This is a genomic window from Rhodococcus sp. ACPA1, assembly GCF_002300195.1.
Classification (GTDB): Bacteria; Actinomycetota; Actinomycetes; order Mycobacteriales; family Mycobacteriaceae; genus Rhodococcus_F; species Rhodococcus_F opacus.
On record NZ_NSDX01000003.1, the window covers coordinates 1,143,882 to 1,167,581 of the forward strand.

The following is a 23,700-nucleotide window of genomic DNA, read 5'->3' on the forward strand; positions in this document are numbered from 1 at the left end:
ACCAGGGTTGTCTAGGCCGATGGCGGGTATTCCGGGATATCCGGAGTTTCACCGGTGAGATTCGCCGACCCGGAGTTTCACGGGTGGAATCCGTTGCCGGAACCTATGAGTCCGTTTCCGGGAGCCTGTGGACAGGGCATCCCGTTACACCCCGGCTGTAACGCGTAGTAACCCATGATCTGTGAATATGACCCGTTACGATGGGTTGATGAGCATTCCCCGATCTCACCCCCAGGTCCGCATGATGGAGGTGACGCACACCGTCCCGGCGTTCGAGTGCACATACTGCGACGCCCTCACCGAACTCGCCGACGGCCACGTCGAGTCGAGCGGGCGGCTGTGCTGCCGCGACTGCCACTACAGCAGTAGCTTCGGCGGCTGGCGCGACGGCACTCACTTGTGGTGTCCGCGCTGCCGCACCGCGAAACCGCAGGGGGCGTTCGACCACCGCCCGTTCGTCCACTACCCGGTGTGCCGTGACTGCGAGACCGCCGCCGCCGCCCGAGCTGCCCGACGACCCCCCACCGTGGCGTGCGCGCACTGCTCTGGAGAGTTCACCCCGGCCCGGTCCGACGCCCGATACTGCTCGACCCGGTGCCGGGTGGCAGCGCACCGAGCCCACCGGGCCTCCTGAGCCCGTATGGCGCAGGTGTAAGAAATTTCTACAAGTCCCCAACCTGCGGAAACGTTGGGGCGATTTTAGGGAACACCGCAGGCCGGAGAGGCTCAAAAACACCCTCTGACCTGCGGTTATGTGAGTGCCCCCGGCAGGATTCGAACCTGCGACCTACCCTTTAGGAGAGGGTTGCTCTATCCCCTGAGCTACGAAGGCGCGGCGCACGCGCTGGGCGCACACCGAGGTGAGTGTAGCGGGAATGGTGGTGCGCTCGCGATGGGGAGGGCATGGTTGTCGCAGATGTTCTGGAAGTGACGACGGAACGGGAGACGCACATGTCCGAGATCGACTTGACCGACCTCGCTGCGCGGCACGACGGTTCGCTGAACTTGCACGGTTATCTGGCGCGGCCGTCCGGTGAGGGTCCGTGGCCGGGTGTGGTGATGGTGCACGAGGCGTTCGGCTTGGACGATGTGATGCGTCGGCAGGCGGACAGGCTGGCGGCTGCGGGGTTCCTGACGCTGGCGCCGGATCTGTTCAGTGCGGGCGGTGCGCGACGCTGTCTGGTGTCGACGATGCGGGCGATGCTCTCGGGGAAGGGCCGGGCGTACGGCGACATCGAGGCCGCCCGTCGGTGGTTGTCCGGTTCGTCGGACTGCACGGGGAAGATCGGTGTCATCGGGTTCTGCATGGGCGGCGGGTTCGCCCTGATGACCCTGCGCACGGGGTTCGACGCGGCGGCCCCGAACTACGGGGTCCTGCCGCGCCACCTCGACGCGGCGGTGGCGGGCGCGTGCCCGGTGGTCGCCAGTTACGGCGGGAAGGACTTCGCGCTGCGGAACGCGGCGGCCAAGTTGGAGGCGGCGCTGACGAAGGCCGGCGTGGCTCACGATGTGAAGGAGTACCCCACTGCCGGCCATACGTTCTTGAACGACGAACTGGCTGGACCGAAGGTGCTGCGCCCCCTGGCGAAGGTCACGGGGATGGTGCCCGACCCGGAAGCCGCCGCCGACGCGTGGAAGAGGATCGACGGTTTCTTCGGGGAGCACCTGGGTTGATCAGTGGATGTACTGGCGGGCGCTCGAGGTGGTGTGCCGGTAGTCGAGTCCGCATGCCCGGACGACCTGCCCGAGACTGAGGTAGCCCTCGACGCTCGTGGCCTTCGCGAATTTGCCGTCGGCCCGCACCGTGACCGTGACGCTGGACGCGACCGAATCGACCCGCGCGAGCTCGTACTCGTCGACCCCGTCGGCGGCCTGAGCCACGGAGGTGACTGCGCCCTGGGCGTACGCGATCTCGATCAGGTCCTCGATCATGTGCAGGCTCCTCGCCTCGAAGTAACGAACTGAGGTTAGCCTTAGCTACTCGGCTTCTGTCAAGTCCCTCGATGCGGAATGCCGTCCTCGACCGTGGTCCGCGGGCGGTCCCGGCGTAACGTGACCCACGCTTTCGGACGGTGACAGCAAGGACTGAGAAGGGTTGCAGGTGTTCCATGGCTGACCGCACTTCCTCGACGGGCTCGATCGGATCGGAACCGGGTGATGGCTCAGGGACGGGACCGGCCGGCGAGCCGCATCTCTCCAGGCAGCTCGCCAACCGGCACATCCAGCTGATCGCGATCGGCGGAGCAATCGGCACGGGCCTGTTCATGGGGTCCGGGAAGACGATCTCACTGGCCGGACCGTCGGTGATCTTCGTCTACATGATCATCGGTTTCATGCTGTTCTTCGTGATGCGGGCGATGGGTGAGCTGCTGCTCTCCAACCTGCATTACAAGTCTTTCTCCGACTTCACCGCCGACCTCCTCGGCCCCTGGGCCGGGTTCTTCACGGGGTGGACGTACTGGTTCTGCTGGATCGTCACCGGCATCGCCGACATCGTCGCGATCTCCGGTTACGTGCAGTACTGGTGGCCCGACCTCCAGCTGTGGATCCCGGCACTGATCGCCATCGCGGCGCTGCTGCTGCTGAACCTGCCGACCGTGCGGGCGTTCGGTGAGACCGAGTTCTGGTTCGCGCTGATCAAGATCATCGCCATCGTCAGCCTCATCGTCGTCGGGCTCGTGATGGTGTTCACGCACTTCACGTCGCCCAACGGGTCCGAGGCCGGCTTCGACAACCTGTGGAACGACGGCGGCATGTTCCCGACCGGGGCGATGGGCTTCGTGGCCGGATTCCAGATCGCGGTCTTCGCGTTCGTCGGTATCGAGCTCGTCGGCACCACGGCGGCCGAGGCGAAGGACCCGGAGAAGAACCTGCCGAAGGCCATCAACTCGATTCCGATCCGCATCCTGCTGTTCTACGTGGTCTCGCTGATCGTGATCATCTCGGTCACACCGTGGCGTGAGGTCGTGCCCGGCGAGAGCCCGTTCACGGCGATGTTCACCCTCGCCGGTCTGGGGATCGCGGCCGGGGTCATCCAGTTCGTGGTGCTGACGTCCGCGGCGTCCTCGGCGAACTCGGGCATCTATTCGACGTCCCGGATGGTCTACGGCCTCGCGCAGGAGGGGGACGCGCCGGCCCGGCTCGGCCGGCTCTCCTCCCGCAAGGTCCCGGCCAATGCGCTGATGTTCTCGTGCGCCTTCCTGCTGTCGGCGATCGCGCTGCTGTTCTCCGGCGACTCCGTCATCGAGGCGTTCACAACTATGACGACAATCTCATCGGTGCTGTTCATGTTCGTGTGGACGATGATCCTGGCGAGCTACATCGTGTACCGGAAGCGTCGCCCCGAACTGCACGAGGCGTCGAAGTTCAAGATGCCCGGCGGTGTGGTGATGTGCTGGGTCGTCCTGGCGTTCTTCGTGTTTCTCATCTGGGCGTTGACCCAGGAGTCGGACACCCTCGAGGCTCTCCTCGTCACCCCGGTATGGTTCGTCGTGCTCGGGATCGCGTGGGCGGTGATCCGCAGGCGTGCCCCGCACCGCGCTCGCTACGCCGCATTCAAGGCCGAGCTCGAGGAGCGCCGAACATAAACGTTCGGTAACGGTGGCGCGGACCTATATCGTTTTGTTACATTCGTCGCCAGACAGAGGAGCCCACCCCGGATGGGGAGAGCTGCAATCCGACGACTGACGAGGTATTTACTGTGGGTTCCCACCACCGGGCGAATGGGTCTTCCATTCGCTTCGAGATCGATCCGGACGCGGCGCGCGGACGCCATCGCAACCAGCAGACCGGAGCGGGTGTGGGCATCAAGGCCGCGACTGTTGCGGCCGCCACCGGAGCGATCGTGGTCGGTGCAGCCCAGCTGGGCGCCGGAAACGCAGCTGCCGCCCCCGTCGACTCCCACGAGACGAGCGGCGCGCAGACCCTGCCGGGCCTGCCGTTCGAGATCCCGGCCGGTGTCCTCCCCGCCGGCTTCGAACTGCCCGCAGACCTCGGTGCCGCCGCCCAGAACCTCGGCGGCCCGGACCTCGGTGCTCAGGCGCAACAGTGGCTGTCCAACGTCAACCCGGTCAAGCCGCACGCGGTCCAGCCGGTGTCGGGCAAGCTGACCTCCAACTTCGGTTCCCGCTGGGGAGCGCACCACGGCGGCATCGACATCGCGGCGCCCATCGGCACCTCGGTGCTCGCGGCGGCCGACGGCCAGGTCATCGACGCCGGCGCGGCGTCCGGTTTCGGACTGTGGGTGCGTCTGCTGCACGACGACGGCACCGTCACCGTCTACGGACACGTCAACGACTACACCGTGAGCGTGGGACAGCGCGTCACCGCCGGGCAGGAAATCGCCCATGTCGGTAACCGCGGCCAGTCCACCGGACCGCACCTGCACTTCGAGGTACACGACGCGAACGGAAACAAGATCGATCCGGGGCGCTGGCTGCAGGATCGCGGCGTGTCCGTCACCTGGGGCGACGCAGGCGCCAACGCCTAAGGGCCTATTCCGGCTCGAGGTCGTCGTCGTTGCGGAACACGAGAGGTCCGCTGTCGAGGGCGATCGCCCAGCGTCGTGAGACGGCCCAGTCGCGGCCGTACGAATCGTTGCTGATGTCCTGGACGCCGGCGAAGTCGTCGACGATGACGCCGGCCTCCAGGGGCCACTTCTTCTCGGCCAGTTCGTGATCGGCCGAATGCCGCGTTTTCACGCGCGTGCCCACGGAGAACTCTGGCTTCTTCTTGGAGTCGGTATCAGGCGTCATCTCAAGTCCTTCCGCTCACCAGCGTCTGGTTCGAGGTTAGCCCGCCATCCCGCATTCGCGCGGGATGAACGGATATGCTCCCCCGTGAGCGCAGTTCGACGCGCAGTTGGGGAGTGGTATGGGTCGCGAAGTGACGTCTCGGACATTCACCCGAGCAGACCGGCGCCTGTTCCGGCAGAAGGTGCTCATGTGCGTCGATGCGCTCGAGCGGATGCTGCGGGAGGGAGCGTTCGTCGACGACGTCGACCCGCCGAGGCCCATGCTGGGCATGGAGATCGAGTTCAATCTCGTCCACGCCGACATGACGCCTGCGATGTCCAACCTCGCCGTCCTCGAGTCGATCGACGACGACGCCGTGTTCCAGACCGAACTCGGTCAGTTCAACGTCGAGATGAACGTCCGGCCGGGGCCCCTGATCGGTGAGGGGACGTTCGAGCTCGAACGCACTCTGCGGGCGTCGCTGCACGTTGCCGACGCGCGGATCCACGGGCACGACGCCCAGCTGGTGATGGTGGGCATGCTGCCGACGCTGCAGCTCGAGCACCTCGGCCGGGAGTGGATCACCGCGAATCCCCGCTACGAGCAGCTCAACGATCAGATCTTCGCCGCGCGCGGGGAGGACATCGAACTCGACCTCGAGGGTGTGCCGCTCGAGGGACGGATCGCCGAACAGCTGAAGGTGGACGCCAATTCGGTGCTCCCGGAAGCCGCGTGCACGTCGCTACAGCTGCACCTGCGCGTCGCGCCGGACGAATTCGCCGCACACTGGAACGCCGCGCAGTGCCTGGCCGGTGCCCAGGTGGCCCTCGCCGCGAATGCGCCGTTCATGGCAGGCAAGGCGCTGTGGCACGAATCCCGTATCCCGATCTTCGAGCAGGCCACCGACACGCGTCCGCTGGAACTGAAGAACCAGGGTGTGCGGCCCCGCGTGTGGTTCGGGGAGCGATGGATCACATCGGTCTTCGACCTGTTCGAGGAGAACTCCCGATACTTCCCGGCGCTGCTGCCGGAGGTCTCCGACGTCGACCCGGCGGCCGAACTCGACGCGGGCCGGGTGCCGGACCTCAGCGAACTGCAGATGCACAACGGCACCATCTACCGGTGGAACCGCCCGGTGTACGACAGCGACGACGGCAAGCCGCACCTGCGGATCGAGAACCGGGTGCTGCCCGCGGGCCCGACCGTGCTCGACACGATGGCGAATGCCGCGTTCTACTACGGCGCGCTGCGCGGGCTCGTCGAATCGGATCGGCCCGTCTGGTCGCAAATGTCGTTCAACGCGGCCGAGGAGAACCTGCATGCCGGCGCGAAGTACGGCACGGACGCCGAATTGTACTGGCCCGGTGTCGGGTTCGCGGGCGCCGACGAGCTCGTCCTGCGGCGGCTGCTGCCGATCGCGGACGAGGGGCTCGCCGCGTTCGGGCTGTCCGCCAAGGCCCGCGACCGCTACCTCAGCGTCATCGAGGGCCGGTGCCTCACCCGGCAGACGGGGGCATCGTGGCAGCGTGCGCAGGTGGTCCGGCACGAGAACGCAGGTCTGAGCCGGCCGGAAGCACTGGCCGCCATGCTGCGTCAGTACGTGGAGAACATGCGTGAGGGCAGCCCCGTCCACACCTGGCCGGTGTGAACGGCGCCGCCGTGGCTCTCACACGGTGGCCGACCAGCTGTCGGGGCCGAACACCTCGTAGTGGATGTTCTCGGCGGGCACGTCCTTCGCGAGGAGCGCCTCCCGCATTCCGAGCATGAACGGCAAAGGACCGCACAGGTAGGCGCGAGTGCCGGGCGCGATCGTGACCTCACCGAGGTCGGCCCGTCCCTCCCGCAGGCTGCCCTCGGGCCGGCGGGCGCCCAGGTCTTCGTACCAGCGGTGCATCACCGCGAACGGCAGGCGTTCGACCAGTTCGGTCAGCTCGGCGCGGTGCGCGTGACTGCTGGCGGACCGGTCGGCGTGGAGTACCGAGATCGGTCGGCTGTCCTCGGTGTCGGCGAGGTGGCTGAGCATCCCGATCATCGGCGTGCACCCGATGCCCGCGGACACGAGCAGCAGCGGCGCGTCGTCGTCCTGCAGGACGAGATCGCCGAACGGCGTCGACACCGCGAGGACGTCGTCTTCGAAGACGTTCTGGTACAGGAAGTTCGACACCTCGCCCGCTCGTTTCACCGAGACCCTCCAGTCGCCGCGCGACGGGGCCGACGACAGGCTGTACTGGCGGATCTGGCGCGCGCCGTCCGGCAGGTGAACCGCCACGGACAGGTACTGCCCCGGAGCGAACGATGGAAGCGGCGAGCCGTCGAGGGAAGTGAGCACGAACGAGACCGTGTCGGCGGACTCGTGGCGGCGCTCGCGGACCCGCACGTCCCGCCACACGTCGCCGACCGCCACTCCCGCCGAGGCGTAGAGCCCGGCTTCCATCGCGATCAGGGTCTCCGCCATCAGCCAGTACACCTCGTCCCAGGCAGCAGCGACCTCGGGAGTGACGGCGTCGCCGAGGACCTCGACGATGGCCGCGAACAGGTGTGTGTGCACGATCGCGTACTGCGCGGGCTCGATCCCCAGTGAGGCGTGCTTGTTCGCGATCCTCGACAGGATGAGGTCGACGCGCGCCTGATCGGGCTCGAGTTGGAGTGCCGCGAACGCGGCGATGGCCCCGGCCAGCGCTTTCTGCTGTTCGCCCTGCTTCTGATTTCCGCGGTTGAACAGGTCTCGTTCAAGTTCGGGGTGCGCGTCGAACAGCTTGCGGTAGAACAGCGTCGTGATGTCCGAGATCGCGGCGCCGACTACCGGCAGGGTGGCGCGGATGACGTCCGTCGAGGTGGGCGAGAGCATGTCATTCTCCGATCGTTCGAGAAATCTGGGAAGTTGTGGGGGCGGTTACTCGGGGGAGGGCGAGCAGCACGGTTCCGGTGGGGGACCGGGTGAGGTCTTCGATCGTGAGGGCGTCCAGCGACTCGAAGAACGCATTCTGCGCGCGTCGCAGCGCCGACCGCAGCAGGCACCCCGATCGCAGCGGGCACGGTTGGGCGCCGTCGCAGTCGACGACCTCCGAATCGCCTTCGAGTCGGCGAGCGAGCCAGCCGACGGAGGCGGTGCGCCCGAGTTCGGTGATGGCCAGACCGCCCGCGCGTCCCCGACGTGCGTCGACGATGCCGAGCTCACCCAGCCGGGTAATCACTTTGGCGGCGTGGGCGTACGACACCGACAGTTCCTCGGCGATCGCCCGGCTCCCCGGTCGTTCGCCGTCCCCGGCGACGGCCAGTCGCATGACCACCCGCAGTCCGAGGTCGGTGAACTGTGTGAGTTGCATGACCTGAACGTACTTTAATTCTCATCCGAGATACCAAATTTGTGACCGACATCGCTCCGGCCGAAATATGATCGGAAGGTGCAGTGGCCCAGCATTATTCGACGTGGATATACGACTCCACCTTCTCATCATCGCGGACGTCGGCCGTTGCGGCTACAGGCGGAGAGCCCGAATTGGTGGGGACTTAAGTCCCTCGTCGAAAGGCGAAGGGCGGCAGACGCGAAGCGGAGTCTGGGGATAGTGTGAAGCCATGAGCACTCGGGACCGCAACAGCGTCGTCGTCGGTGTCGACGGATCGGACACCTCGAAGTCCGCTGTTCGGGTGGCCGCCGAACTGGCCACCGAACGTGGACTGAACCTGAAGATCATCCACGCACTCGACTTCGCTCCGTACGGGTTCGGCGGTCCCTACATGGATTCGGGCGGCGTGTACGAGTGGGTCGAAGCGAGTGGCAAAGCGATTCTCGCCGAGGCGCAGGAGCAGGCGTTCGCGGTCAATCCCATCATCGACGTCCACACCGAACTGTCGATCGGCAGCAGTGCCCAGTGGCTCGTCGACCTGTCCGAGAACGCCCGGATCGTGGTGGTCGGCGCGTCCGGGTCCGGAGCGGCCGCCACCGCACTGCTCGGGAACACGGCGATCAACGTCACCAGCCACGCGCACTGCCCGGTCGTCGTGGTCCGCGGCGAGGCCCACGCCGGCGGGCCCGTCGTGGTCGGCGTCGACGGCAGTCCCACCAGTGAGCGGGCGATCTCGGTGGCCTTCCAGGAGGCGTCGATGCGGAACGCGCCGTTGGTGGCCGTCCACGTCTGGAGCGACCTCGGACCGAAAGCGTTCGAGGACCCGCGGGCCGCGGCCCTGGTGCCGCAGGGGCTCGAGGAGGACGAACACGCCGTCCTCGCCGAGAGCCTCGCCGGCTGGCAGGAGAAGTACCCCGACGTGCGGGTCACCCGGGAGGTCTACATCGACAATCCGCGGGCGCGATTGCTCGAGTGGTCGAAGAAGGCGCAACTGCTGGTGGTGGGCAGCCGGGGGCGCGGAGGTTTCAAGGGGATGCTGCTCGGATCGACCAGTAACAGCCTGGTCGGTGGTGCACATTGCCCGGTAGTCGTCGTGAGGCCTGCACGCCCCTGACGCCATTGCTCGCAGTAGTGTCTGGGTTGTAGCAGGAACAGGTTGCAGGAAACGCCAGGATTGGGGAACGACGTGCGCATAGGTATGGGCTTGAACTACAGCGGCGGTTTCGCCGAGACGGTCGAGGAGGTCGCCGACCTGGAGAAAGCCGGACTCGACATCGCGTTCGTGCCCGAGGCCTACTCGTTCGACGCGGTGAGCCAGATCGGCTACCTCGCCGCCAAGACCACGACACTCGAACTCGCGTCCGGCATCTTCCAGATCTACACCCGCACGCCCAGCCTGACCGCCATGACGGCCGCCGGCCTCGACTTCGTGTCGGACGGACGCTTCGTGATGGGCCTCGGCGCCTCCGGCCCGCAGGTGATCGAGGGCTTTCACGGCGTCAAGTACGACGCCCCGCTCGGGCGCACCCGCGAGGTCGTCGAGATCTGCCGCAAGGTGTGGCGCCGCGAGAAGGTCGAGTTCCAGGGCAAGTACTACCAGATTCCGCTGCCCGCCGAGAAGGGCACCGGGCTGGGCAAGCCGCTGAAGATCATCAACCACCCTGTGCGTGATCGCATCCCGATCGTCATCGCCTCGCTCGGGCCGAAGAACGTGGAGTTGACCGCCGAGATCGCCGAAGGCTGGGAACCCATCTTCTACCACCCGGAGAAAGCGGCGAGCGTGTGGGGCGAGCCCCTGGCCAAGGGCAAGGCGAAGCGTGACCCGAGCCTCGGTGAGCTGCAGGTCTTCGCGTCGCCCGCCCTCGCCATCGGCGACGACGTCGAGCACATGCTCGACTGGGTCCGCCCCGGGCTCGCGCTGTACATCGGCGGCATGGGCGCGAAGGGCAAGAATTTCTACAACGACCTCGCGGTCCGGTACGGCTACGAGAAGGAAGCCGAGAACATCCAGGACCTCTACCTGTCGGGCAAGAAGGACGAGGCCGCCGCCGCGGTGCCGGACGATCTGGTGCGGGCCGTGTCGCTGATCGGTCCGGAGAGCTATGTCGCGGAGCGGGTGGCCGCATTCGCCGAGTCCGGGGTCACCACGCTCACCGTCACCCCGCTCGCCGCGGATCGTGCGGGACGCGTCGCGTTGGTCGAGAAGCTCCGCAAGATCTGCGGGTAGTCCCGCAAACCCAGCAGTGCCCAGCCGGAAGAATCAGGAAAGGTGACCATGACCGGAATCAAACCGATCGTCGTGGGTGTGGACGGATCCGAGTCGGCCTCGGCCGCAGTGGCGTGGGCCGCTCGCGCCGCCGCCGCACTGTCGCTCCCGCTGCACATCGTGACAGTGGTGCACATTCCTGCCTTCTATTACACCGAGCCGTACCTGGCCGAGAGCTTCAAGGAAGAACTCGAGGACACGGCGAAGGCCCGGCTCGGCAGTGCGCGGGTGCACGCCAAGCAGACGGTGGACGAGCCGCTCGACATCACCACCGAACAGCACGAGGGCAAGGTGAGCCAGACACTCATCGAGCTCTCGGCGAACGCGCACATGGTGGTGCTCGGTTCGCGCGGGCACGGTGAGTTCACCGGTCTGCTGGTCGGTTCCACCACCTCCGCGGTCGCCGCGCACGGCCATTGCCCGCTGGTGGTCGTGCGGGGGCGGACCATGGACGGGCAGCCGCCCACCGAGGGGCCGATCGTGGTCGGCGTCGACGGTTCGGAAAGCAGCAAGGCGGCGCTGGAAGTGGCGTTCGAGCAGGCCGCCGCCCGCGGAGCGAGCCTGGTCGCGGTCAATGTGTGGAGCGATGTCAGCGTGCAGCCGTCGCTCGGCGCCAGCCCGGAGGACCCGCTGTGGAGCAGCATCCAAACGGGCGAAGAAGTGGTGCTGTCGGAGCGCCTCGCCGGATACCAGGAACGGTATCCCGACGTGACGGTCGAACGCGTCGTCGCGCGGGACCGTCCGGTGCGGGTGCTCAGCGAATTCGCCGAGAAGGCGCAGCTGATCGTCGTGGGCAGCCGCGGCCGGGGTGGCTTCAAGGGAATGCTGCTGGGCTCCACCAGCAACGCGTTGCTCCACACCGCGGACTGCCCGGTGATGATCGTCAGGCCGGAAAGCTAGCACCCCCGATCACGACGATGGTGCGGTAGCCTTCGCTCGACTTCGCAGAGGAGGCTCGAGTGAAGGCAACCCTCATACTCCGGGGACTGGTCGCCGGCGCAGTGGTTTTCGGCGCGGTGGCCTCGGTCCAGCCGGCTGCGGTGAGTGCCGACACCGGAACGCTCCTGCGCCTGCCTGCGGACGGGGCGGCCGTCGGCGTCGGCACCCTGGAACTGGTGGATCACGATCGCGACGATCCGTGGACGCCGGGCCGTGCGCGATCCATCCCGGTGACGGTGACCTACCCCGCCGGATTCGCCGCGGGCGGAACGCGCTCGCTTCCCGTCGTCCTCTTCTCGCCGGGCTTCTTCGTGCCGCGGACGCTGTACACGCTCGCCGCCGAGGACCTCGCCGGCCGCGGCTACGTCGTGATCGGCATGGACCACACAGGTGAGGCCCTCGCGACGGTGTTTCCGGACGGCCGTGTCGTCCCGTCACAGATCACCGACCCGTACTCCGCCGACACCCAGAAGAAGGCGCTCGACACCCGGGTAGCGGACGCGAGTTTCGTCGTCGACATCGTTGAATCCCTCTCCCGCGGTGACGACCCCGACGGGATCGGCCCGCTGCTGCCGGACGGGCTCCCCGAGGCCGTCGATCCCGACCGGATCGGGATGTTCGGTCATTCGATCGGCGGAGCCACCACCACGCAGGTCCTCCTCGACGACCCACGCGTGGACGCCGGCGTCAATCTCGACGGAGCGCTCCTGTATGCGAACACGGCGAGCCCGATCGTCTCCGAGGATCCCGGCACCCCACTGCTCAGCGTGCTCAACTCGCGTCACGCCGAGAGCCCCGAAGGCCGGGACAGGTTCTGGGGGCAGTATTTCGCGACCCCCCGGTCCTGGAGCAAGGTCTACGCACTCCGGGACACCGGGCACTTCAGCTTCACCGACGCCGAGCACTACGTCCCGCAGGCGATCCCCGATCCCCCCGGAATGGATGTGCCCGCCGGCTTCAGCCTCGGCACGGCTCCCCGCCAGGAGGTGGTCGACACGACGAACGACCTCGTGGCGGGGATGTTCGACCGCTTCCTGAAGGGGGCGCCGGCACCCGAACTCGACGACGCCGCGTCGAGATACCCGCTGGTCTTCGAGGTCCGTTAGCGGGCCGCGACGCGTTCGCCGCGGCGGGCTTCGCGGGCGAGCGCGCGATCCCGCGACTCCTCGAACCGGGCGGCCTTGGCTTCCAGGCTCTGCAGGAACACAGCCAATTCCTCGCGGCAGCGTTCACCGTCCGGTCCGAAATCGTTACGCTCGAACATGTTCCACTTCCGGAGCACGGGTAGGACGACGTCGTCGAGGTGCTGGCGCAGGTCGTAGATGCCGCCCTTCGCGATCAGGACCGCGTTGCGGCGGAAGTTGTGCATGCCCGCGCCGGGCATCTGGAAGTTGGTCACCACCTTGTGGATCGCGGCAATCGCCTGATCGGGTGCGACGTCCAGGGCGGCACCGACGATGTTGCGGTAGAACATCATGTGCAGGTTCTCGTCGGCCGCCACCCGGGCGAGCATCCGGTCCGCGATGGGATCACCGCACGCCTTACCCGTGTTCCGGTGCGACACCCGGGTGGCCAGTTCCTGGAACGTCACGTACGACACCGAATCCAGCATGGACCCGCCGCCGGGATCGAAGCCCTGTGTCATGTGGTCCATCCGAGCCTGCTCGAGCGCCACCGGGTCGACCCCTCGCGTCACGACCAGATAGTCCCGCATCACGATGGAGTGCTTGTTCTCCTCTGCGGTCCACCGGCCCACCCACGTGCCCCAGGCGCCGTCGAGTGAGAAGTGCTGGGCGATCTCGCGGTGGTAGGACGGCAGGTTGTCCTCGGTCAGCAGATTGGTGATCATCGCCGCCCGCGCGGTGTCGCTGAGCTGGGACTGCTCCGGATCCCAGTCCTCGCCACCCAGCGCCGCGAAGTTGCGGCCGTCGTCCCACGGAACGTAGTCGTGGGGATGCCAGTCCTTGGCCATGGCGAGGTGGCGGTTGACGTTGTCTTCAGCGATGTCCTCGAGTTCGTGCAGCAGTTCGCGGTCCGTGAGTACGCGGCTCACAAGGGCACTCCGTTTCTGTTCTGTCAGTATCCGATTCGTAGGATCAGCTGTGGATGGCCCGGCACGTCGAGTCGATGTGCGAGGCGACGCGCCGAATCGTCGACGCGCAGCGGGTGGGAGAGGATGGAGGCGCCCAGCCGGGCGTCGACGGCGGTGAGCCACGCTCGTTCGACCGCGATTCCGGTGCGGACCAGGTCGATCGACTCCTGCGTGTCCGAGACGAACACGAGGACGGTCTCGCTCTCGATCGCCGCGGCGAGTCGTGCCGAATCGGGGACGCCGCGGGTGACGACGGTGCGGATCGTGTCGACCGACTCGTGACCGCCCTGCGGCAGCCAGTGCGACGTCCACGGGAAGAGGTCGCGCTGGTGACCTGGATCCTGCCGAACCCGGTCGGCGGAATAGAGAAGCACGTCGGCGAGCGCGGGTGCCTCGTCCGCGGCGAGCAGCCGAGCGCGGACGCCCTCCGTCTCCGCCGCGGAGACGATGTCGGCAATGGTTGCCGCGGGAACCGGTATGTCGGCGAATGCTTCTCGATGACTCCGGCGACGAGCCATGGCGGAGAACAGCCTCAGTTCGGTGCTCGACGGGGAAGCCGTGCCCACGGCCCGAACGGACGCGACGAGGTCGGGCCTGCGCGGATCGGGCAGCAGGTCGGTCTCGATCTTCCTGCCGAGCGCCCGCAACGCGAGCTCCACGTTCGCGACGCCCGCGCCGCACGAGATCACGCGGTCGGCGCGCGGCGTGTCCGTGAAACCGCGACGCTCGCTGACCTCCGCGCGGCTCCCGTCGAGCCGGAGATCCCACGGCTGGGTGTCGTGGACCGACGGGGCCGAGACGATGGCGCGGGAGACCACCTCGATGTCACTGAGCGACCAGCTGTTCATCGCGACCTCCACTTGTGGTGTCCGGGTGTTCCCCCGCAACCTCAGCCTTCCGCGCACCGCGGCGCCTGCGCTTGGGCCGAAGGTCCCGAATGCATGAGGGAGAGGTCCCGGAAGGGTGGGCACCGGTCACCGGCGCGGTACGGTTCGAGGAGGAGACGGTGGAGGTGCAGACATGACCACGCGGGTGTTCCTGGTCGACGACCACGAGATCGTGCGACGAGGCCTGGTCGATCTACTCGGCAGCGTGCCCGACCTCGAGGTGGTCGGGGAGGCCGCGTCCGTCGGCGAGGCGATGGCACGGATCCCGGGCAGCGGCGCCGACGTCGCCGTGCTCGACGTCCGGTTGCCCGATGGCAACGGCGTCGAACTGTGCCGGGACCTCCGCGCGGCCCTGCCCGAACTGCGGTGCCTGATGCTCACGTCCTACTCCGACGACGAGGCGCTGTTCGACGCCATCATGGCCGGAGCGTCCGGATTCGTCCTCAAACAGATCCTCGGCACCGACCTGGTCGCGGCCGTGCGGACAGTGGGGGCGGGCGGTTCGCTGCTCGACAGCAGGGCGACGTCGGCGCTGATGAACCGGATCAGGTCCGCGCGCCGGGAAGACCCGCTGGCGGAACTGTCCGAGCAGGAACGCGCCGTGTTCGAGTTGATCGGCGAGGGGCTCACCAACCGGGAGATCGCCGAGCGGCTCTTCCTCGCCGAGAAGACGATCAAGAACTATGTGTCGCGGCTGTTGTCCAAACTCGGGATGCAACGACGCACGCAGGCGGCCGTGCTGGCCACCGAACTACGCAACCAGCGCTGAATTCTTCATCACGTCAACGGAACACGCCAGGTGACAACGGTTCCGCCGTCCTCGGCGTCGACGGTGCAGACGCCGCCGCAGTGCTCGGCGCGGCGATCGAGGTTGTCCAGTCCGCTGCGCCGGGCGCCGTCGGCGATCCCGATGCCGTCGTCCGCGACCGTGACGGTGAGGTCGTCCCCGGCGGCCACCGAGATGTCGATGGTGGTGGCCCGCGCGTGCCGCAGCGCATTGCTCAGCGCTTCCCGCAGCACCGCCTCCGCGTGCTGGTGGATGCGGCTGGGCACGAGAGTGTCGATGGCGCCGGAGAACTGTACGTTCGGCGCGATCGGCGATTGGGAGGTGAGGTCGCCGATCACGTCGAGGAGGCGACGGCGCAGACTTGTCGCGGACGCGATGCCGGTGGCCTGCAGATCGAAGATCGTGGTGCGGATCTCGCGCACGGTGCGATCGAGTTGCTCGACCGCGGTGGCCACGATGGAGCGTACGCCGTCCGGGACGTCCCCGACCGCGTGCGTGCTCTGCAGACTCATGCCGGTGGCGAACAGTCGCTGAATGACGTTGTCGTGCAGGTCACGCGCGATCCGGTCTCGGTCGGCGAGCACCGACAGCAGGCGTTGCTTGCTCTGCTGATCGGAGAATTCCACCGCGACGGCAGCCAGGTCGGCCACCGATTCGAGCCGGGCGACCTCGTCCGGATCCCACGCAGTGTTGCCGCGCGCCGTGACCACCAGGACCCCGCCGACGCCCGACGCCGTCGACAACGGCAGCACCGCGGCCCGGCCCGCCTCGGCGGAGAACGGTGCGAGACCGTCGAGCCCCGTCAGCAGTGCGGGAGTGCGGGAGCGCAGCACTTCGGCGAGCGGCTCGGCCTGGGTGGCGGTGCGGAAGCTGTTGCGCAGCGGCCGCACCGTGCTGTCCGCCCCGACCACCGCGCCCTCGCCGAGCGTCACGACGATGAAGACCTCGTCGCCGCTGGACAGTTCGCGTACCTCGGCGGCAAGTGTGTGGAGCGTTTCGTCGAGTGATCCGCCGACCATCAGCCGGGACGTGATCGCCGCGACGGCCGTCAACCACCGCTCCCGCGTCCGCGATTCCTCGAACAGACGCGAATTCTCCACCGCCACGCCTGCCGAGGTCGCGAGCGCACGCAGGATCACCTCGTCCTCGTCGGTGAACTCGGGTCCGCTGAGTTTCTCGGTGAGATAGATGCTTCCGAAAACCTTGCCCCGCATCATGATCGGCATGCCCAGAAAGCTCTTCATCGGTGGATGATTGGGCGGGAAGCCGATCGACCCCGGGTGATCGGCCAGGTTGGCGAGGCGCACCGGGCGAGGGTCGTGGATCAGCAGTCCCAGCAGACCGAGGCCTTCGGGCAGATGGCCCATGTGCGCACGCTCTTCCGGCGTGATGCCCTCGTAGACGAACTCCGACAGGCCCCCGTCGGGGGCGTGGACACCGAGGGCGCCGTACCGGGCGTCGAGCAGGGACGTGGCCGAAGCGACGATGCGCTGCAGGGTGGAATCCAGCTCGAGTCCCGACCCGACCACGAGGACCGCCTCGAACAGGCGCTGCAGACTTCGGCGGGTGGGGACCACGTCGGCGAGCCCCTCCCGAAACTCACTGATCCTCGCCTCGTGCCCACCGTCCGGTCCCATGTCTGCAGCATAGGTCCGGGAGGGGAGTAACGCCGCGAACCGCGGCGTCGATAAGGGCTCGAGTGTTTACTCATTCGAACTAATGCTTACCCATTGACGTGACGAGGGAGAAGAAGAATGAATCGACGGCACTTCGGACGACGGGTCGCGGCAGGTCTGACCGCTGCAGTAGCAGCGACGATGATGTTCACCGGCGTCGTGTCGGCGCAGCCCGCAGATTCCGCTCCCGTCGTCGACCCGGCCACCGCGATCGCGAAGCTGCGCACCGTCGCCGCCGGTAATCCCGAGGCCGAGGCCGCCATCGAGCGACTCGCCGCGTCGCCGACCGACACCGCGGCAACGAACATCGCCCTCCCAGGCCAGATCTTCCAGATCCCCGCGTACTCCGACACCGGGCAGGGCGGTCCGGTCCTCGGACAGCTGTACGGAGCGGGCGTGGCGACCAACATGAGCAACCAGTTCCGCTTCGGATTCTTCGGCGGACCGGGCGTCATCGCGAACGACCAGACCGGCGCCGAACTCGACGTCGTCTACTACAGCTTCGCCACCGGTGCCAGCGGCATCGTGAAGCTGGACCAGAACAACGTCGCGGTTCCGACAGTCGTCTCCACGCCGCCGGTCGCCGGGCTCGGCAGCGGCCTGGTCGTGGCGGCCGTGTACGGCTCGCTGAACCACCAGGTGGGACCGAACGTCGTCAAGAGCACGATCTGGTGGCCCACGCTGGGCACCGTGCTCGCCTGACCGTTCGACACCTCAGGTGGCAGGTTCGGCTCCCGGCCGGGCCTGCCACCACTCTCTCCAGCGCTCTTCGAGTTCGGCCCACTCCTCGTCGTCCAGGTCGTAGGCCGCCAGCAGGATCTGCGCACCGCCGTCGGGGCGTGCCGCGTTGACGGGTTGCTCGCCGAACTGCAACAGGCCCGGGCCGAGGTCGTCGACACTCACCGCGGTCTGGTGTTCGCCCACGAAACACACCACCCCGTGCAGCAGATCGCCCGTCTCGGCGACCACGGTGAAATGATCGCCGACCGTCATGCCCTCGAGCTTGTCGAGGCCGAGCAGGTGCCGCGCCGAATCGCCGTCCGCGACCGGGCCTTCGAGGAACAGCGTGCGACGCTCGTCGAGTCCGTGCCGTTCGATGCCGAATTTGAGGAACTGCAGGAACGTGGTCCAGCCCTCGGTGACGTCGTCGTACCAGTCGTCCGCGGCGGGGTCGCCGCTGCGGGGCGGGCGGGTGATCCGCACCAGCGTGGTGCCCTCGTGCTCGTGGAGGCTGAACTTGTCGGCACCGTTCAGGGCGAGGGTGAAGGCGGCGGCGTCCTCGGTCACGTCGTCGAAGTAGATTTCCCTGATCTCGTCGGCCAGGCCGGCGTAGTCCCAGCCGTGCCAGCGCCGGATCAACTCCGGGTCGCGCAGGGCCGGCCACACCACCGAGGGCGCCGCGGCGACGGACACCTCGATCACGGGCTGGGATTCGGTCATGCGTTCTCCTGCGTCTCCACTGCTGTGCGTGCCGGTACCGACGATACCGGCGAGCGGTGGTGGCTCGCGGCGTCCGCGAACCGACCGTCACATGGCGACGGTGAGCAGGAACGCGACGTCCTCGATCGCCTCGACGCTGTGCCGATCGGTCGGAAGGACCAGCAGATCGCCGGTGGAACCCTTCCACGAGTCCTCGCCGGACACGAGGTTCAGTTTGCCGCTGAGAATGAACAGGGTGGCCTCGCCCGGGCTCTCGTGCTCGGCCATCTTCTGACCCGCGGCCAAGGCGATGACGGTCTGTCGGAGGCTGCGCCGATGCCCGCCGTACACGGTCTGCGAACTGCGGCCGCTGGACGTCCCGCCTGCCAACTTCAGTTGCTGACGGGCAAGGGCGGTCAGTGACTTCTTGTCCATGAGGTGAGTATGAACCACTGCGCGCACCGTCACCCGTCGAATGGGGTAACGGTGCGGCGGCAAAGGGGGTGCCGGTCAGCGCCGGGTGAGGGCCCAGCCCTGGGCCGCGGCGAACGCGCCGACCACCACGGCCTGCCGCAGCACCCCAGACGACGTTCGCGAGGACGACGGCGTCCACCGCGGCCGGCGTGGGACGGTCCGGCACGCTCACCGCCCACACCCCGGGTGTGAAGACGAGCAGGAAGCCGGCTGTCGGGCCGAGGACGTCGTCGAGCACGGTGGCGGCGGCGAGATAGGCGACGCCGTTGGCACCGAAGCCGAATGCCCTCATTTACCTCGCAGGTAATGCCCGTGTGTAGGTGATCCACCGATACCGGGTGCCGTTCTTCGCCGACGTGAGCCACTCACCGGTGTCCTGCGCGTGCCAGGAGTCGTCGATCGGGGGTGCCCAGGCGTCGCCGTCGATGGTGACGTCGATCTCGGAGACCAGCAGTTGCGTGGCGAACGGCATTGCTGCCGTGTAGATCTGCGCGCCGCCGATGACGCAGACGTCCTCGTCGGTGAGCGCGAGCGCGGAGTCGAGCCCGTCGGCGGACTCGGCACCCTCCGCAGTCCAGTCGGGCTGACGGCTGATCACGATGTTGCGCCGCCCGGGCAGGGGCCGGAACCTCGGGGGCAGCGAGTCCCACGTCCTGCGGCCCATGATCACCGGGCGGCCCTGCGTCACCTTCTTGAAATACGCCATGTCCTCGGGGACGTGCCACGGGATCGTGTTGTCGAGGCCGATGACGCCGCCGGCGCCCTGGGCCCAGACCAGCTTGACCTGCCGCGCCGCCACTAGATGGCCACCGGCGCCTTGATGGCGGGGTGGTGCCGGTAGTCGACGATCTCCACGTCCTCGAAGGTGTAGTCGAAGATCGAATCCCGCTTGTTCAGTTTCAGCGTGGGATACGGCAACGGCTCCCGGCTCAACTGCTCGGTGACCTGGTCGACGTGATTGTCGTAGATGTGGCAGTCGCCGCCCGTCCAGATGAAGTCGCCCGGTTCGAGCCCGGCCTGCTGCGCCACCATGTGGGTGAGGAGCGCGTAGCTCGCGATGTTGAACGGCACGCCCAGGAACAGGTCGGCGCTGCGCTGGTACAGCTGGCACGACAGCTTGCCGTCCGCGACGTAGAACTGGAAGAACGCGTGGCACGGTGCCAGCGCCATCTGCGGGATGTCGCCGACGTTCCACGCCGACACGATGATGCGACGCGAGTCCGGGTTCGACTTCAGCGTCTCGATGGTCTGGGTGATCTGGTCGATGTGCTCGCCCGACGGGGTCGGCCAGCTGCGCCACTGCACGCCGTACACCGGGCCCAGTTCACCGTCCGCGTCCGCCCACTCGTCCCAGATCGTGACGCCGTTGTCCTGGAGCCACTTCACGTTGGAATCGCCGCGCAGGAACCACAACAGTTCGTAGACGATCGACTTGAGGTGCACCTTCTTCGTGGTGATCAGCGGAAACCCGTCCGCGAGGTTCCAGCGCATCTGATGACCGAAGACGCTCTTCGTGCCCGTCCCGGTGCGGTCTGCCTTCGGGGTGCCCGTGTCCATGACGAGTCGGAGCAGGTCTTCGTACGGGGTCGGCACAGTCACGGCGTCCAGTTTAGGCGGCCCCGCCGCCCGTGAGTGGTTTGCGGGTCCCTGGACTCCTCGCGCACTCACGGGCGATAGCCTGCGCCCATGCGTGAACTCTTCGTGATCGGCATCGGCGCCGGCGACCCCGACCAGGTGACGGTCCAGGCGATCAAGGCGATGAACAAGGCCGATGTGTTCTTCGTCATCGGCAAGGGCGACGAGAAGCAGGACCTCGTCGATCTCCGCACCACCATCCTCGAGGAGCACGTCACCGGCCCGTACCGCGTCGTGGACATCGTCGATCCGCCCCGCGACCGCACGCCGTCCGACTACGAGGGCGTGGTCGACGACTGGCACGAGCGCCGGGCGGCACTGTTCGAGGCCGAGTTCGCGTCCGAGCCGGGGGTCGGGGCGATCCTCGTGTGGGGTGACCCGTCTCTCTACGACAGCACGCTGCGGATCGTCGAGCGGGTGCTCGCCCGCGGCAACGTGTCGTTCGACTACTCGGTGATCCCGGGCGTCACCAGCGTGCAGTCGCTGGCCGCGCAGCACCGGATCGTGCTCAACCGGATCGGCGAACCCGTGCACATCACGACCGGAAGGCGACTGGCCGAGGGGCTGCCCGACGGTGTCGACAACGCGGTGGTCATGCTCGACGCCCACTGCACGTTCACCCAGGTCCACGGCGACGACGTCCAGATCTGGTGGGGTGCCTACCTCGGCACACCCGACGAGGTGCTGATCTCCGGTCGCCTGCGCGACGTCGAGGACGAGATCCAGCGGGTGCGCGCCGAATTGCGCGAACGCAAGGGCTGGATCATGGACACCTACCTCCTCCGCAGGTGAGTGAGAAAGCGCGGAGGAGCACACTTCGGCGCTCACCTACCGTTAGCCTGGGACCATGCCCGAGCTGCCCGAAGTGGAGGCGTTAGCCGAGTTCCTGCGTGAACACGCCGTGGGAGCGGTCGTCGGCCGAGTGGACGTGGCGGCCCTGAGCGTGCTGAAGACGTTCGACCCCCCGATCACCGACCTGCAGGGCCGCGACGTGACGGGCGCGGCCCGGTTCGGCAAGCACCTCGCACTCGACTGCTCCGGGTTGTGGCTCGTCACCCACCTCTCGCGTGGGGGCTGGTTGCGCTGGACGGACAACCCGTCGGCGGCGCCGCCGAAACCGGGGAAGGGCCCGCTGGCGCTGCGGGTGCACTTCTTCACCCCGGAGGGCGCGACGCCGGCGTTCGACCTGACCGAGGCGGGCACCAAGAAGCGGCTCGCGGTGTGGGTGGTGCACGACCCTCAGGAGGTGGAGGGGATTGCCCGGCTCGGACCCGACGCTCTCGCCGTCACCGAACCAGAGTTCGCGGCGCTGCTGTCCACCACGTCGGCGCGGATCAAGAATGCGCTCGTCGACCAGTCGCTGCTCGCTGGGGTCGGCAACGCGTACTCCGACGAAATCCTGCACACCGCAAAGATTTCCCCGTTCGCCACGTCGCGCACCCTGCCGGAGGACCAGGTGCACGTGCTGTATGACGCGATGCGGTCGGTGCTCAGCGACGCCGTCCAGAGGTCGCTCGGTCAGGACGCGGCGCGGCTGAAGGGGGAGAAGCGATCCGGGATGCGGGTGCACGCCCGGACCGGCCTCCCGTGTCCCGTCTGCGGCGACACCGTCCGGGAAGTGTCGTTCGCGGAGAAGTCTTTTCAGTACTGCGCGACGTGTCAGACCGGAGGCAAGGTGCTCGCCGACCGCCGGATGTCGCGGCTGCTGAAGTAGGCGTCGGCGCGAAACCGTGCCCGCATATAGTTGTGACCATGCGTGAACAGGCACCCGTACGGTTCGGTACACCTCTGACGGCAGGCGCAACGCGCGTGATGCTGCTCGGGTCGGGTGAGCTGGGCAAGGAAGTGATCATCGCCCTGCAGCGGCTGGGGGTCGAGGTGATCGCCGTCGACCGCTACGACAACGCGCCGGGTCACCAGGTGGCGCACCGCGCGCACACGATCGACATGAGCGACCCGGAGGCGCTGTTGCGTCTCGTCGAGCAGGAACGACCCCACTTCGTGGTCCCCGAGATCGAGGCGATCGCCACGGACGCGCTGGCCACGGTCGAGGAGCGCGGCACCGCGGTGGTCATCCCCACCGCACGGGCGACGCAGCTGACCATGAACCGCGAGGGGATCCGGCGCCTCGCGGCGGAGGAGTTGGGGCTGCCGACATCGCCCTACGAGTTCGCCGAATCGCTCGAGGAGGTCCGGGCGGCCACCGAACGCATCGGCTTTCCCTGCGTGATCAAGCCGGTGATGTCGTCGTCCGGCAAGGGGCAGTCCACGGTGCGCGACGCCGGCGACGTCGAGACGGCCTGGGAGTATGCGCTCGCGGGCGGCCGCATCAATCACGGCCGCGTCATCGTGGAAGGGTTCGTCGACTTCGACTACGAGATCACCCAGCTCACCGTCCGGGCGATCGGTGCCGACGGCGACGTGGGCACCTTCTTCTGCGAGCCCATCGGGCACCTGCAGGACTCGGGCGATTACGTGGAGTCGTGGCAGCCGCAACCGATGAGCGACGCGGCACTCGCCCGGTCGCGGGAGGTGGCCGAGAAGGTGACCACGGCGCTGGGCGGCCGCGGGATCTTCGGTGTGGAACTGTTCGTGAAGGGTGACGACGTCTACTTCTCGGAGGTCAGTCCGCGACCGCACGACACGGGGTTGGTCACCCTTCGGACACAACGACTCTCGGAGTTCGAACTGCATGCCCGCGCCATCCTCGGCCTGCCCGTCGACACCACCCTCACGACTCCCGGTGCGTCCGCGGTGATCTACGGCGGCGTCGACGCCGCCGGTATCGGCTTCGAGGGCGTCGCCGACGCGATGGCGGTCCCCGAGACGGACCTGCGACTGTTCGGCAAGCCCGAGAGTTTCGTGCGCAGGCGAATGGGAGTCGCCGTGTCCACGGGACCGGACGTCGAGACCGCGCGCAGCCGTGCGCGGGAGGCGGCGTCCCGCGTCGAGCCCGTCGCGTGAGTCCGGGCGCCGAACTCCTCGTCGGCCTGGCCGTCGTCATCGGGCTCGTCGGAATCGTCATCCCGATCCTGCCCGGCACGATCCTCATCTTCGCCGCAATCCTGGTGTGGGCCATCATGACCGGCGGCGCGACGGCGTGGACGGTGTTCGCGGTCGCAACGGTGTTCCTCGTGATCAGCGGCGTCGTCAAATACACCTGGCCAGGTAAACGGATGCGCACGGCCGGGGTTCCCAATATGTCGCTGATCGTCGGCGGACTGGCCGGGATCGTGGGGTTCTTCGTCGTTCCCGTAGTGGGGTTGTTCCTCGGCTTCATCGCGGGAACGTATGTGGCCGAGCTCTACCGGTTGCGTGCGCACAACCGGGCGTGGGCGTCGACGTGGCACGCCTGCAAGGCAGTCGGACTGTCGATGCTGATCGAACTGCTCGGCGCCCTGATCGCCTCGGGTGTGTGGCTGGCTGCGGTGGTCGCGACGTAGGC

26 protein-coding genes and 1 tRNA gene are annotated in these 23,700 nt (G+C 67.6%); 15 read left to right on the forward strand and 12 right to left on the reverse strand.

Features of this window, described 5'->3' with window-relative positions:
- The first annotated feature begins 208 nt into the window (after positions 1-208).
- Positions 209-634: a hypothetical protein gene (locus CJ177_RS15810; protein WP_143548688.1), complete on the forward strand. Its 426-nt coding sequence runs from the start codon at positions 209-211 to the stop codon at positions 632-634.
- A 125-nt stretch (positions 635-759) separates the two neighbouring features.
- Here CJ177_RS15810 and CJ177_RS15815 read toward each other — a convergent pair.
- Positions 760-832, reverse strand: a tRNA-Arg gene (locus tag CJ177_RS15815).
- Between the two features lie 71 nt (positions 833-903).
- On the opposite strand from CJ177_RS15815, the gene CJ177_RS15820 reads away from it, so the two are divergent.
- A complete protein-coding gene (locus tag CJ177_RS15820) occupies positions 904-1,674 on the forward strand; it encodes a dienelactone hydrolase family protein (RefSeq protein ID WP_095868090.1) in 771 nt (256 codons plus the stop codon).
- Here CJ177_RS15820 and CJ177_RS15825 read toward each other — a convergent pair whose 3' ends face one another.
- Complete coding sequence (locus CJ177_RS15825) at positions 1,675-1,932, reverse strand: hypothetical protein (RefSeq protein WP_005251592.1); 258 nt, start codon at positions 1,930-1,932, stop codon at positions 1,675-1,677. It lies immediately after the preceding gene.
- 176 nt (positions 1,933-2,108) lie between these two features.
- On the opposite strand from CJ177_RS15825, the gene cycA reads away from it, so the two are divergent.
- Complete coding sequence (cycA, locus tag CJ177_RS15830) at positions 2,109-3,587, forward strand: D-serine/D-alanine/glycine transporter (protein WP_179443229.1); 1,479 nt, start codon at positions 2,109-2,111, stop codon at positions 3,585-3,587.
- Positions 3,588-3,700: 113 nt separating this feature from the next.
- On the forward strand, positions 3,701-4,489 hold the full coding sequence (locus CJ177_RS15835; protein WP_007296475.1) for a M23 family metallopeptidase: 789 nt from the start codon (positions 3,701-3,703) through the stop codon (positions 4,487-4,489).
- A gap of 4 nt (positions 4,490-4,493) precedes the next feature.
- Here the strand turns inward: CJ177_RS15835 and CJ177_RS15840 are convergent, their stop codons facing one another.
- The gene (locus CJ177_RS15840; protein WP_005251602.1) at positions 4,494-4,754 is read right to left on the reverse strand and encodes a hypothetical protein; all 261 of its coding nucleotides are present in this window, start codon (positions 4,752-4,754) and stop codon (positions 4,494-4,496) included.
- 118 nt (positions 4,755-4,872) lie between these two features.
- Here CJ177_RS15840 and CJ177_RS15845 point away from each other — a divergent pair, with 118 nt between their 5' ends.
- A complete protein-coding gene (locus CJ177_RS15845; protein ID WP_095868091.1) occupies positions 4,873-6,381 on the forward strand; it encodes a glutamate-cysteine ligase family protein in 1,509 nt (502 codons plus the stop codon).
- An 18-nt stretch (positions 6,382-6,399) separates the two neighbouring features.
- On the opposite strand, the gene CJ177_RS15850 is transcribed toward CJ177_RS15845, so the two are convergent.
- Both CJ177_RS15850 and CJ177_RS15855 read right to left on the reverse strand, forming a co-directional pair.
- Entirely contained in the window at positions 6,400-7,581 is a 1,182-nt protein-coding gene (locus tag CJ177_RS15850) for a globin domain-containing protein (protein ID WP_005251604.1), read from the reverse strand.
- Position 7,582: 1 nt separating this feature from the next.
- Positions 7,583-8,059 (reverse strand): Rrf2 family transcriptional regulator, encoded by a 477-nt coding sequence (locus CJ177_RS15855; protein ID WP_005251605.1) that lies wholly within the window; start codon positions 8,057-8,059, stop codon positions 7,583-7,585.
- Between the two features lie 250 nt (positions 8,060-8,309).
- Here CJ177_RS15855 and CJ177_RS15860 point away from each other — a divergent pair, with 250 nt between their 5' ends.
- The 4 genes from CJ177_RS15860 to CJ177_RS15875 all read left to right on the forward strand — a co-directional run bounded on the left by CJ177_RS15860 (position 8,310) and on the right by CJ177_RS15875 (position 12,391).
- Positions 8,310-9,194, forward strand: coding sequence for a universal stress protein (locus CJ177_RS15860; RefSeq protein ID WP_005251606.1), 885 nt, complete (start codon positions 8,310-8,312; stop codon positions 9,192-9,194).
- 72 nt (positions 9,195-9,266) lie between these two features.
- Positions 9,267-10,307: an LLM class F420-dependent oxidoreductase gene (locus CJ177_RS15865; RefSeq protein WP_095868243.1), complete on the forward strand. Its 1,041-nt coding sequence runs from the start codon at positions 9,267-9,269 to the stop codon at positions 10,305-10,307.
- A gap of 48 nt (positions 10,308-10,355) precedes the next feature.
- Positions 10,356-11,246 carry a universal stress protein gene (locus tag CJ177_RS15870; protein WP_037182576.1) on the forward strand — a complete coding sequence of 297 codons (891 nt, stop codon included), beginning with the start codon at positions 10,356-10,358 and terminating at the stop codon, positions 11,244-11,246.
- Between the two features lie 59 nt (positions 11,247-11,305).
- Positions 11,306-12,391 (forward strand): hypothetical protein, encoded by a 1,086-nt coding sequence (locus tag CJ177_RS15875; protein ID WP_095868092.1) that lies wholly within the window; start codon positions 11,306-11,308, stop codon positions 12,389-12,391.
- Here the strand turns inward: CJ177_RS15875 and CJ177_RS15880 are convergent.
- Positions 12,388-13,338, reverse strand: coding sequence for an acyl-ACP desaturase (locus tag CJ177_RS15880; protein ID WP_095868093.1), 951 nt, complete (start codon positions 13,336-13,338; stop codon positions 12,388-12,390). The two genes, CJ177_RS15875 and CJ177_RS15880, sit on opposite strands and share 4 nt — an antisense overlap.
- 23 nt (positions 13,339-13,361) lie before the next feature.
- On the reverse strand, positions 13,362-14,225 hold the full coding sequence (locus CJ177_RS15885; protein ID WP_037183114.1) for a nitroreductase family protein: 864 nt from the start codon (positions 14,223-14,225) through the stop codon (positions 13,362-13,364).
- A gap of 172 nt (positions 14,226-14,397) precedes the next feature.
- On the opposite strand from CJ177_RS15885, the gene CJ177_RS15890 reads away from it, so the two are divergent.
- Complete coding sequence (locus CJ177_RS15890) at positions 14,398-15,033, forward strand: response regulator transcription factor (protein WP_005251622.1); 636 nt, start codon at positions 14,398-14,400, stop codon at positions 15,031-15,033.
- An 8-nt stretch (positions 15,034-15,041) separates the two neighbouring features.
- Here the strand turns inward: CJ177_RS15890 and CJ177_RS15895 are convergent, their stop codons facing one another.
- Complete coding sequence (locus tag CJ177_RS15895) at positions 15,042-16,688, reverse strand: GAF domain-containing sensor histidine kinase (RefSeq protein ID WP_095868094.1); 1,647 nt, start codon at positions 16,686-16,688, stop codon at positions 15,042-15,044.
- Positions 16,689-16,805: 117 nt separating this feature from the next.
- Here CJ177_RS15895 and CJ177_RS15900 point away from each other — a divergent pair, with 117 nt between their 5' ends.
- A complete protein-coding gene (locus CJ177_RS15900) occupies positions 16,806-17,429 on the forward strand; it encodes a Tat pathway signal protein (protein WP_095868095.1) in 624 nt (207 codons plus the stop codon).
- 12 nt (positions 17,430-17,441) lie between these two features.
- On the opposite strand, the gene CJ177_RS15905 is transcribed toward CJ177_RS15900, so the two are convergent.
- The 4 genes from CJ177_RS15905 to CJ177_RS15925 all read right to left on the reverse strand — a co-directional run bounded on the left by CJ177_RS15905 (position 17,442) and on the right by CJ177_RS15925 (position 20,219).
- Positions 17,442-18,167 carry an SRPBCC domain-containing protein gene (locus tag CJ177_RS15905; RefSeq protein ID WP_095868096.1) on the reverse strand — a complete coding sequence of 242 codons (726 nt, stop codon included), beginning with the start codon at positions 18,165-18,167 and terminating at the stop codon, positions 17,442-17,444.
- Positions 18,168-18,254: 87 nt separating this feature from the next.
- Entirely contained in the window at positions 18,255-18,581 is a 327-nt protein-coding gene (locus CJ177_RS15910) for a cupin domain-containing protein (protein WP_005254209.1), read from the reverse strand.
- Between the two features lie 331 nt (positions 18,582-18,912).
- Positions 18,913-19,419: a dihydrofolate reductase gene (locus tag CJ177_RS15920; protein WP_061044940.1), complete on the reverse strand. Its 507-nt coding sequence runs from the start codon at positions 19,417-19,419 to the stop codon at positions 18,913-18,915.
- Positions 19,419-20,219: a thymidylate synthase gene (locus tag CJ177_RS15925; protein ID WP_005251636.1), complete on the reverse strand. Its 801-nt coding sequence runs from the start codon at positions 20,217-20,219 to the stop codon at positions 19,419-19,421. The genes CJ177_RS15920 and CJ177_RS15925 overlap by 1 nt, the downstream gene beginning before the upstream one ends.
- A gap of 87 nt (positions 20,220-20,306) precedes the next feature.
- Here CJ177_RS15925 and cobF point away from each other — a divergent pair, with 87 nt between their 5' ends.
- From cobF to CJ177_RS15945, 4 genes are read left to right on the forward strand one after another with little or no spacing between them, the layout of a single operon-like run.
- The gene (gene cobF, locus CJ177_RS15930; protein WP_095868097.1) at positions 20,307-21,047 is read left to right on the forward strand and encodes a precorrin-6A synthase (deacetylating); all 741 of its coding nucleotides are present in this window, start codon (positions 20,307-20,309) and stop codon (positions 21,045-21,047) included.
- Between the two features lie 55 nt (positions 21,048-21,102).
- The gene (locus tag CJ177_RS15935; RefSeq protein WP_005251638.1) at positions 21,103-21,969 is read left to right on the forward strand and encodes an Fpg/Nei family DNA glycosylase; all 867 of its coding nucleotides are present in this window, start codon (positions 21,103-21,105) and stop codon (positions 21,967-21,969) included.
- Between the two features lie 38 nt (positions 21,970-22,007).
- Positions 22,008-23,219: a formate-dependent phosphoribosylglycinamide formyltransferase gene (gene purT, locus CJ177_RS15940; RefSeq protein WP_037183117.1), complete on the forward strand. Its 1,212-nt coding sequence runs from the start codon at positions 22,008-22,010 to the stop codon at positions 23,217-23,219.
- Positions 23,216-23,698: a DUF456 domain-containing protein gene (locus CJ177_RS15945; protein ID WP_005254202.1), complete on the forward strand. Its 483-nt coding sequence runs from the start codon at positions 23,216-23,218 to the stop codon at positions 23,696-23,698. Before purT ends, CJ177_RS15945 begins: the two co-directional genes overlap by 4 nt.
- Positions 23,699-23,700: the final 2 nt, after the last annotated feature.